Here is a 10674-nt window from a genome sequence, read left to right as displayed (position 1 = left end):
TGCTGCGGACCCGCCTTGATCATGCCCGTCTCCTGCATGCGCAGGGCATAGAACCGCATCGAGTCTTCAGGATCGAAATCCCGCCACCGGTCGTAGCGGATATCCTTCAGGGTTTGCAGCGCGTTGTCATACGACGGCATGAATTCGCGATCGACCATCAGCTGCGCCACCATCTGCGGATCCGACGCGCAGAGGTCGGCTGCCTTGAGGATCGATCGCAAGACCCGCTTGGTCGCCACCGGGTATCTTGTCACGTAGTCCGTCGTGGCGGAGATCATGCAGCAGAAATACTGTGACCATGGGCGGTCGACGGCATTGTTGAGGATCGTATGGCCGATCTTTTTGGCGCGCAGCTCCTGCGGCTGGGGCGGCGTGCCGAGGAATGCGTCGATCTTCCCTTGAACGAAGAGTTCCGTCGGCTTGACACCCTCGGTCAAGACCCACTGGATATCGTTGACGGGATCGAGCCCGACATAAGCGGCCATGAGGGTCAGCCACACGTGTCGCGAGCTATTGAAACCATCCACTCCCACTCTCTTGCCCCGCAGATCCGTGACGCTGCGGATGTTCTCCGTTGCGATCAGTTCGAGGCATCCCGAGTGCAACCCGGTCAGCACCTTGATCGGCACGCCGGCGTCGATCGACGTGATCTGATTCGGCGGAAAGTTCACCGAGAAGTCCGTCTCGCCGCGCGCGATCCATTCCGATTGGTCGATGCTTTTGTCGCCTTTCACATAGCGAACGTCGGTGAAGCCCTCGGCGCGCATCAATTCTCCGGCGATGTACGCGCCTGCCCAGCAGTAGGAAGTATCAACCCACCACGGCAGACGAACCGTGGTCGTTTCCAGTGGAGGTTCCGCGTGTAGTGACTCTGGAAGTCCGACGATACCTGCAGCGCCTGCCATTGCAGCGCCGGCCAGGAATCGGCGGCGGGTTTGGATGGTCTGCATCAGAACGCTCCTCTTCCGATTGGCAAAAGGCGATACTGGCCGGGACCGAGCAAAAGAGGTTTCGGCAGAGGCAGGTGGTCCGGTGAGCGCGACGAGTAGTTGTGGAACCTAGCGCGCCTAGTCCGATGTGGGAGTCTTGCGCTCTCAGTCGCCGGCTCATGCATTAGCAGCCGACGATATGCCAACGGTACGCCCAATTTGCGTAGGTTGCGAGCGCAAAACTTACTACGCCAAACGTCCCGCCAGGACCTCGCTGTCGGGGAGACTGTTTGCGCGGTTATGAAATAGCCACTCCGAGTTTAATTGCGGCCGTTCCGAATGATCGACGCAAAGGTCTGCATCGGGTCAGCTTCAGTGCTTGGTCCCACCGGCTGAACGTCCGCTATCGTTCTTCGGACGCCAAAAGCCGCCATTCCGCTGACAGCCCCCAAGCTGCCGGTCGGCAACGCGCCCGACATCGGACATTGAAAAAGTTTTCCTGGCGCTGGAAAGCAGACATTACCAAACTGCTTGGCGACAGGTGATCCGGGCCGACAGAAGTTTGGCGACAGCTGCCAGATGTTAACGTGAACCGACAGTGTGACCGGAATATGCGAGGATATTTGCGTGGGGCGACCTAACAGAATTTCCCGACCGAGACCGGAAAGTCGAGAGCCCGGAGACCGGCGGTGAATCGTTCTCGATCTGGCGCGGCAGCCAGCACGGCGGAATAGGCCCGCGCATACCCTGCGACATCATACCAGGACGCTCTCTTGGCTTCGAACTCTCCGCGATGATGGGAGGCCAAATCGCTTCGTCCGGCTTCTGCCAAGCATATTGCAAGCGTGAGATGATGGTAGGCGAGCGGCATATCGAGCAGCGTGAAGTCTGCAATCGCGGCATCCGCGTCGCCCATGGCGCACCGTATCCAAAATCTGTTAGCCCTCAACACGGGTGGCAGGAGAGGCTCTACTTGGAACACTTGGTTTATCATACTGAGTCCGTCATCGTGCCTGCCGGCGTACCCAATTACCAAGCCTAAATCCATGATGGTATGGGCATTGTATGGATTCAAGGCCAAGGCGCTGCGCAAGTTTTGCTCTGCCTCAGTGTGGCGGCCAAGGCCAAGCAGAGCATTACCGACAAGCGCGTAAGTGAACGGATCATTTTCATTGAGTTCGACGGCTCGCCGCATGTAACTCTCGGCGAGAAGGGCCAATTCGTGCACCGGCTCGCCCGAAAGCTGCATAAACATGTCCTCAGAGTAAAAAAAGGCCAAATTTGCATTGGCACCAGAGTGTCGCGGATCTAAGTCAATCGCCTTGATAAGATTGTCCCGAGCTTCCGTGGATGCGTTGCGCCGAAACAATGCACGTGCTCGCAAGAAGTAGTCATGTGCAGAAAGACTGGCAGGCGATAATGACCTGCCGCCGCGTACGGCCGCGTCAGTTAGCTTCCATGATAGCTGCGCTGCAATGGAAGACACAATTTCATCTTGGACCGCGAAGATATCATTCAGATTGCGATCGAAGCGCTCGCTCCAGATCCGTTCACCACTGGCACAATCGATCAGTTGCGCCGACACGCGAACGCGATCCGCACTTCTTCGAACGTTTCCATCGAGCAGGTATCTCGCATGAAGTTCCTGTCCAACTGCCATTGGATTTGAGGTGCCATTCGTCGGGCGCGAAGCAAGGCGGATGGCAATTTGAAGGTGGCCGAACTTGGACATCGCCATCATGAGGTCTTCGGTCAGCCCTTCAGCGAAATAGTCCTGCTCTGACGAGCCAGACATGTTGGCAAACGGCAAGATCGCAAAAACCAGACGATCTGAGGTCGCCGGAGACGATCGGACGACCTCCGGAATTCCGACTTCCAATCCGGTGCGCACCGCAAAAACGCGCAAAGGCTGTTGGATGTTCTTGAGACTCTTTTCGCCCAGATCTTCAAAGGCGGTCGTCACTTTGCCACGGACTTGGGCGTGCGCAGATTGCGAGATCAGGATGCCGCCAGGTTGGGCAAGACTCTCGAGTCGGGCCGCGATGTTGACGCCTTCTCCAAAGAGGTCGTCGCCGTCAACAATCACATCGCCCACGTTCAATCCGGCACGCGCAACGAGTTTTGGCAACACCTGGCTACTCGCGTTGCCTTCGCTCATAGCGCGATGCATGGCTATGGCAAAGTTGACCGCGTTAACGGCACTGTTGAACTCGATCAACACACCATCGCCTAGATGCTTGAAGATGCGGCCTTTGAGCTGCGAGGCAAGAGGCTCAAGGACCGTCGATCGCCAATTGCGCACAGCGTCGATAGTGCCGACTTCGTCATTCTCCACTAGTCCACTGAAGCCCACGATATCCGCGGCGAGCACTGCGGCGAGACGACGTTCCACATCTAGCTTCCCGTATTGAATCGAAACTCACCTTATTCCTAATGTAGGGGATGTGAAGATGCGCGTCTGAACGGCTAGTTGCCAGTCGGTTATGGGCCTGATGGCCAGTCATTCCCACGGCCCAGTCCATTCACCAAAAGCGGACAGCGCCAGTGGCAGGTCTCAGTATCTGCCCAACACTGGTCTCGAACGACCGGAATCGATCCGATGATCAACCGACCAATGCCTCCGAGCTATCTTCCTTTGGCTTGGCAGTAGTGGCAGACTGGATGGAGGGAGCACGACATGAGTGAGGCCCGGAAAATAGCAGCGATCCTGGTCTCGGATGTAGTCGGCTACAGCCGGCTAGCCGGCGCAGATGAAGATCGCATCTTGGCGCGGCTGCGGGCACTGCGCAGCGATCTCGTCGATCCCACCATCGCAGTTCATCGTGGTCGCGTCGTCAAGCGCACAGGCGACGGGAGCCTCGTCGAGTTCAGCAGCGTGGTAGAAGCAGTGCGATGCGCGATCGAAGTGCAGAACGCCATGCTTGAGCGCAATGCCGGGGTACCGGATGATCGCCGCATTGAGTTCCGGATCGGCATTCACCTGGGCGACGTCGTGCAAGAACGCGATGGTGACCTTATGGGTGATGGCGTCAACATCGCAGCACGGCTGGAAGGCATCTGCGAACCCGGCAATATCTGTCTTTCCGAGCAAGCCTACTGGCAGGTAAAGTCACGGCTCGACATCGCGATCAACGATCGCGGTGAGGTTCAGCTCAAGAACATCACCGATCCGGTCCGGGTCTATTCGCTCCAGGTCGGCGTTCCCTCCAAGGCAAAGCCCGCGACGCTAAGTGAGCCCCTTGTGCTGGAGAAGCTTTCGCAGCCGCCCGCACCGCCCGACAAGCCTTCGATTGCCGTGCTGCCCTTCATCAACATGAGTGGCGATTCCGAACAGGAATTTTTCACCGACGGGCTGACAGAGGACATCATCACCGATCTGTCGAATGTGTCCGGCTTCTTCGTCATCGCCCGCAACTCCACCTTTGCCTATAAAGGCAAGCCCACCGACATCCGTCAGATCGCTCGCGATCTGGGCGTCAAATATGTTCTCGAGGGCAGCGCCCGGCGATCCAACAAGCGGTTGCGCGTCAATGTGCAGCTTATCAATGCGGCAGAAGGCGGCAATCATGTGTGGGCCGACCGCTTCGACCGCGAAATCGCCGACATCTTCGACGTTCAGGACGAGGTCACGCGACGCGTTGTTCAAGCGATTTCTGGCAAGCTTGGTGAAAAGAACCTTATTCCCCGTTCCCGACCGTCAAATCTCGAAGCTTATGATCTTTGCGTTAGGTCGCGAGGCAAGTGCAACAATTCGAGATCGGACAACAGTGAGGCGTGTGCTGACTTGGAACGTGCCGTCCAGATCGATCCAAACTACTGCGAGGGGCACAGCAATCTTGCCATCTCACTGCTATTTGGCTGGATTGTCTGGGGAGAGCCACAGGAACCCGGCCGCGCAAAGGCTCTGATCCACGCGCAACGGGCCGTGGAAATCGATCCCAACGATTCCCACGCTCGCAGAATCTTAGGCTGCGTTCAGCTTTATGAGCGCAATTGGGATGAAGCAAAGTCTCAATTCGATGCTGCCGTTCGGCTTAATCCCAACAATGCAGATGCGGTCGCATGGACGGGTGAGCTTCAAATCTACTTAGGCGATCCGCAAGCGGCGCTGATAGCTTGTGGTGCTGCGTTCCGTATAAATCCTCGTCCACCCGGTTGGTATTTCTGGATCATGGGAATGGCGCAGATTTCCTCCGGTCACTACGAAGAAGCTGTTGCGTCCTTGAGCCGGGAAGAAACCTACGGGACGGGTTCGAGGGAGCACCTGGTTCCCGCGCTTGCCCTTGCCGGTCGCGTTCCTGAGGCACAGGAGGAAGCCCGCCTATTCATTGCGGGCAATCCACATTGGAGGGTCGGTGATTTGGTGGCGAACTCTCCTTTCAAGAGCCCGAGTGATGCGCAGCCGTTTGTTGATGGCTGGCGTCTGGCGGGCTTGCCAGATTAGGCAGTATGGAAAGGGAGCCGTTTTCCAAGCTCGCAATCAATCTATGACGTCGAAAGAATCGACAGTGGCGTCGGGCTGCTCCTTAATCTCTCGCGAGTTTCCCGAGTTTTGGGCGGTAATCCCGCCGCAACTGTGATAGGTTCGGTATGGGCAAGCAATGATTGCAGTGCCGTAACCGCGGCGATCCTGGTGGCAGACATCGTCGGTTTAAGACGCCTGATGGCGAACGATCATGCGCTTGCAGGCATCCGCGCGTTGCGAAGCGACCTCGTCGATACGACCCTCGCAGTTCATCGGGGTCGGGTCGTGAAGGGCACCGGCGATGGCCGACGCTCAAGGTTCATTCGCAAGAGCGTCCATCGCCAGATGGGCCAGTTCGCGCTCGTGCTCCCTATATTCTTCTTTTGTGTACTGATAGCCCCAATCCACGCTGGGCCAATCTGGTTTGATTTTGTTCGCCAAACGGCCTTGCGCCCGCGCGTCGTCGATACGCCCGAGCTTCGCCATGCATCCGGCCGCATAAACGTGGATATAGTAATACGCGCTGCCTATAGCGGCAAAAGACTTTATCGCCTGCTCGTACTGTCCCGTCATCATGAACGCCATGCCCATAGTCTCGCTGAGCGAGGCCGGAAGGAACAGCGGGCTGGCGCGGATAGTTTTGAGTGATCTCTCGATAGCCTCGCTCGCCTGACCTGTGCAAAGGAGGTAGTACGCCATCATGTCATTGAGATCGGCGTCATCAGGTGTCAACTGGAGGGCACGCTGGAAAGTTTCCGACGCCGCGTCGAAGTTCTTGTCGAGCATGAGGCACATCCCACGAATAGCCAAGCACCTGCTGTCCTCGCCGTCGAGCCGCACGGCGAGTTCGGTTTCTGTCTTTGCTTTTGCCAACGCTTGTGGGGCGAGCGTTTGCCAATAGACGCGAACGTGCATATGGCCTACCGCCGCATGAGCACGGGCAAAATTTGGATCAAGCTTCACCGCATTTTCGAATTCCGCCATGGCTTGCGGAATATCATCGTTGCGCCAGCGATTGACGATCTCCATACCGCGCAAGTAGTGGTCATAGGCCCCCAAGCTCTCGGTCGGTTTGCGCCGCGATGCCTTCACGACGTCGGTCTCAACATATCCCGGAACGGCAGCGACGATGCTTCGAGTCACTTCGTCCTGAACTGCGAAGATGTCCTCCAGTTCACGATCATAGCGTTCGGCCCAGACGTGACTACCGGTCGCTGCCTCGATCAACTGGGCCGTGATGCGCACTCGCTTGCCGACCCTGCGAACGCTTCCCTCCACCAAGTAGCGCACACCAAGCTTTCGCCCTGCTTCTGCGATTTCGACGGCGGTTCCCTTGAGCGTGAAGGAGGAGTTCCGTGCGATCACGAACAAGCCGCGATTGCGCGCCAGTTCAGTGATTATGTCCTCTGTGAGGCCGTCGGCGAAGTACTCCTGCTCTTGATCGCCGCTCATGTTGTCGAAGGGCAGCACGGCGATCGACGGCTTCTCATTGGCGACCGATGCTACTCCGGCGGGTTGCAGGAACGGCGCGTCGGGAAAGAGGTTGACGTTGTAGACGCGCACCGGCCGCTCGATGTTCTTGAGCCTCTGCTCGCCCGTATCTTCAAAGGAAAGCGCTAGCCTATTGCCGAGACTGTCCCGGACAGAGCCGGATACGGCAACGCCGCCCGGCCTGGCGATGCTCTCGATCCGCGCCGCGATGTTGACGCCATCGCCGAAGATGTCATCGTCCTCAATTATAATATCTCCGAGGTTGATCCCGATGCGGAACTCGATGCGCCTGTCCGCCGGCACGTCAGCATTGCGCTCGCGCATCTTGTGCTGGATGTCGGTGGCGCAGGCCACGGCATTTACCACGCTGAGGAACTCTACCAGCAAGCCATCGCCGGTCAGCTTGACGATCCTGCCCTGATGCTCAGCGATCTTAGCGTCCACCAGGTCGTGGCGATGCGTTTTGAACGCCGACAGGGTTCCGCTCTCGTCGCGACCCATGAGCCTGGAGTAGCCGACCACATCGGCCGCGAGGATGGCGGCTAGGCGACGTTGATTACTTTCTTCGGCCATTGGCAATGCGGCAACCTAGAGCGAATGAAATTGCGCGGATTGTATGGGCCCTCAGGTATGGAGTCTATCACGCCTCTTGGCTGCTATTTGGGTTAGCTTCCCACCTTGGTCGCACCGCGCCGAACGTCCGCTGTCGTACTTCGGGCGCTAAAAGCCGACCGTCCGAATCCGGCCCCGAAGCCGACGAGCGTGTTCCACGACGCGAACGACAGCTTCGCGCCTTACTTGTTGCCGTTCGGCCCGCCGAACCATTATCCCGGAAGCCGCCGATCGTTTCCAGGGCATGCGGTACTCGTTGGTCGGGTCCCGGCAGATGTCATCGGCGTGCTCTATGGGGTCACCCGTCTGGTGTCCCAACGCATCCGGCGTATTTGACTTCCACATGGAGTGCTGCGATTGAGTCACGCTCCCGCCCCACGGCGGTCACATTCGCACGACAGAAGCACTCCGCCGGCAACTCCTCAGGAGAATCGCGTTGAACGTTGTATTGCCGAGTCAGATCGCGCAAGCACCAATGCTGCAACGTTCGCCGGGCCGGGTACCCTATCGTGCCGACATCGACGGGCTTCGCGCGATCGCCGTGCTCCCGGTGATTCTTTACCACGCAGGCATTCCCGGCTTCCAAGGCGGCTTCGTCGGTGTCGACGTGTTCTTCGTCATTTCCGGATATTTGATCGCATCGGTGATTGCGGTCGAGATCGCCGAAGGCGACTTCAGCCTGCTGCGTTTCTATGAACGGCGCATCCGGCGAATCTTCCCGGCACTGTTCGCCATGATTGCGGTCTGTGCCGTTGGCGCCTGGATGTTCTTCATGCCGGAGGAGTTCAAGTATTTCGGGCGCAGCATGTGGACGACCGCCCTTTTCACTTCGAACATCCAGTTCGTGAAGGAAAGCGGATATTTCGACATAGGCGCCCAGATGAAGCCGCTGCTTCATACGTGGTCGCTTGCTGTCGAGGAACAGTTCTACATTGTCTTTCCCATGCTGCTGATGACACTCGGCAGATATGGCCGCAGCCGGACCGTCGCCGTGCTTTCAGTACTGTTTGTCGCATCGCTCGCAGCGAGCGCCTGGAGCGTGTTTCAATGGCCGACGGGCGCTTTCTTCCTCTCGCATTTTCGCGCCTGGGAGTTGCTGCTTGGCGTTCTGCTGGCCTTCAAGGTCGCGCCGCCGCCATCGCGGCCGCTCACGCGGCAAGCGCTGGCTGCGCTGGGTATAGGCCTGATTGCCGTTGCAGTTTTCACTTTCGGCGAAGGAATGCCGTTCCCCGGCCTTGCTGCGTTGCTCCCGTGCCTCGGCGCCGGACTGGTTATCCACGCTCGTGCCGCAAACGGCGCGATCGGTCGAGCGCTGCAGATGCCAGTCGTGGTGTCTGTCGGCCTGATTTCCTATTCCCTGTATCTCTGGCACTGGCCCCTCATCGTCTTCACGCCTTACATTCTCGGCCACAAGCCGTCGGTGGCCCAAGGTGGCGTGATCGTTGGCTGCTCCATCATTCTTGGCGCTCTCTCATGGCGCTTTATCGAAAAGCCCTTCCGCGGCGGCGCCAGCCCTGTCGGCCGCAGGCCCTTGTTCGCAGCCGCGGCCACCGCGATGACCGCAGCGATCGGATTCGGATCTTACGTCGCCAGGGAAGGCGGTCTGCCGTCGAGGCTGCCGGCGGTTGTGCGCATGGTCTACGCTGCGACCTACGACGTCAGCCGCTTCGGTCAATCCGGTTGCATCGAGCACTCCCGCGGCAACAGCCGCCCAACGCTGGAGGACATCGGTTCCGGAAGGCTCTGCACACTTGGAGCGAAAAGACAGGCAGATCCGGCTTTTCTAGTTTGGGGCGACTCTCATTCCGGCGCAATGGCCCCCGCGGTCGATCTTGCCGCGGCCAAGACAGGAATATCCGGCCTTTTCGTGGGCCGTGACGGCTGTCCGCCGCTTCCCGGCCTGCAGCCTTCCAACCCAAACGGTGAGCAGGCCTGCCTGGAATTCAACGCGGCGGTACGCGGGCTGATCGCTGCCCGCCAGATCCCGCTTGTATTCCTTGTGGCCTACTGGCCCAAATACGTGCACGACAGCGAACTTCCCCAGCAGGGGGTCTTCTTCGACGCCTCGACGCCCCCGCCACTCGAGGACAAATCCGCGCACATCGGCGAAGCCCTCGACCGGCTGATGGCCGACCTCACGCGGCAAGGCACAAAGGTCGTGCTGGTCATGGATGTGCCTGAGATGGGCCGCTACGTTCCCGAGGCTGCCGCGCGGGCAATGCTCACGGGCGGCTCGACCGATATCGCTCCGCCCTGGGACTATATCGCGAAGCGGCAGGCTCTCTCGCGCGAGATTCTGGCGGACTTGGCGGCAAAGTACGGCGCTCGGATTGTCGATCCGCTTCCCGCATTCTGCAGCAAAGGCCACTGCGAGGCTGTTCGCGACGGCATGCCGCTCTACAAGGATTCCGACCATCTTACGGCCAGTGCGGCACGAAGCCTCGCCTATCTGTATGAGCCCGTATTCGCGTCATTCGTTGGGCGAGGCGCAAGCGAAGGAGATCCGGTCCAAAGGTAGACCGCCGAGAGCCCGTCCGGATGCGCACCAAAAAAGAGGCCATGATTCGCGAACCAGGGCCTCGGGACACGCTGCGCATCCGGCTCCGCCGGGTGTGCGCTCGGGTGCGTTATTGGGAAACGGTCTTCTGGGCGTTTGCCGTCACGATCATCGGCCGGAACGCGGAGCGGGTTAGCTGCGTGTGCCGACTTTCTTCCAAGGTGGAGAAAAACAGTTGGCGACTTATTTCATAGGGTGGGTGGGAAACAAGGACGGAATCCTGACTTCAGATCGAAAGGAACACGCAATGCCGAAGACTACGATTTGCCCCCTGGTACGACAAGGCGTGGCCCGCTTCTCCCGAGATCTTTCCCGATAGCGCATTTGGTGCCGATCACCGTGCGCGGTCGCCACCGTGACCAAGTGATCCGTTGTACTTCGGGTCTTCCGCTTGCAGTGCTTACCTGCTTAAATTCGAGCAAATTCGCATCAATTATAGAGTTGCCACATGATACCAATCTACATTGGGTATGATCCACGCGAATCCCGGGTTCTAGACGTAGCGCGATGGAGCGCTTATCGGCGGACAAGCACGCCGTTGCAGATACTACCACTCGTGCTCAAAGACCTTGAAGCCCAAGGAATCATGAAGCGACCGATGGCGGTACGTGATGGTAAGC

At 58.7% G+C, this 10674-nt stretch carries 5 protein-coding genes; 2 read left to right on the top strand and 3 right to left on the bottom strand.

Translation table 11 applies throughout. The features are described 5' to 3' along the window. Both FJ938_RS28825 and FJ938_RS28820 read right to left on the bottom strand, forming a co-directional pair. On the bottom strand, positions 1 to 950 hold a 950-nt coding region (locus FJ938_RS28825), incomplete at its 3' end, for an ABC transporter substrate-binding protein (protein ID WP_140699978.1). 616 nt (positions 951 to 1566) lie between these two features. Beyond that, complete coding sequence (locus FJ938_RS28820; RefSeq protein ID WP_140699975.1) at positions 1567 to 3321, bottom strand: adenylate/guanylate cyclase domain-containing protein; 1755 nt, start codon at positions 3319 to 3321, stop codon at positions 1567 to 1569. Positions 3322 to 3606: 285 nt separating this feature from the next. On the opposite strand from FJ938_RS28820, the gene FJ938_RS28815 reads away from it, so the two are divergent. Then, a complete protein-coding gene (locus FJ938_RS28815; protein WP_140699972.1) occupies positions 3607 to 5373 on the top strand; it encodes an adenylate/guanylate cyclase domain-containing protein in 1767 nt (588 codons plus the stop codon). Between the two features lie 333 nt (positions 5374 to 5706). On the opposite strand, the gene FJ938_RS28810 is transcribed toward FJ938_RS28815, so the two are convergent. Further along, entirely contained in the window at positions 5707 to 7458 is a 1752-nt protein-coding gene (locus FJ938_RS28810) for an adenylate/guanylate cyclase domain-containing protein (protein ID WP_140699969.1), read from the bottom strand. 514 nt (positions 7459 to 7972) lie between these two features. On the opposite strand from FJ938_RS28810, the gene FJ938_RS28805 reads away from it, so the two are divergent. Beyond that, positions 7973 to 10015: an acyltransferase family protein gene (locus tag FJ938_RS28805; RefSeq protein WP_140699966.1), complete on the top strand. Its 2043-nt coding sequence runs from the start codon at positions 7973 to 7975 to the stop codon at positions 10013 to 10015. The last annotated feature ends 659 nt before the right edge of the window (positions 10016 to 10674 follow it).

The organism is Mesorhizobium sp. B2-4-14 (genome assembly GCF_006442155.1).
In the GTDB taxonomy this organism is placed as follows: domain Bacteria; phylum Pseudomonadota; class Alphaproteobacteria; order Rhizobiales; family Rhizobiaceae; genus Mesorhizobium.
This window is presented reverse-complemented; position numbering and strand designations above follow the sequence as displayed.

Coding starts and splice junctions, on each gene's coding strand:
- FJ938_RS28815 (WP_140699972.1), top strand. CDS start 3,607: ATGAGTGAGGCCCGGAAAATAGCAGCGATCCTGGTCTCGGATGTAGTC.
- FJ938_RS28810 (WP_140699969.1), bottom strand. CDS start 7,458: ATGGCCGAAGAAAGTAATCAACGTCGCCTAGCCGCCATCCTCGCGGCC.
- FJ938_RS28805 (WP_140699966.1), top strand. CDS start 7,973: ATGCTGCAACGTTCGCCGGGCCGGGTACCCTATCGTGCCGACATCGAC.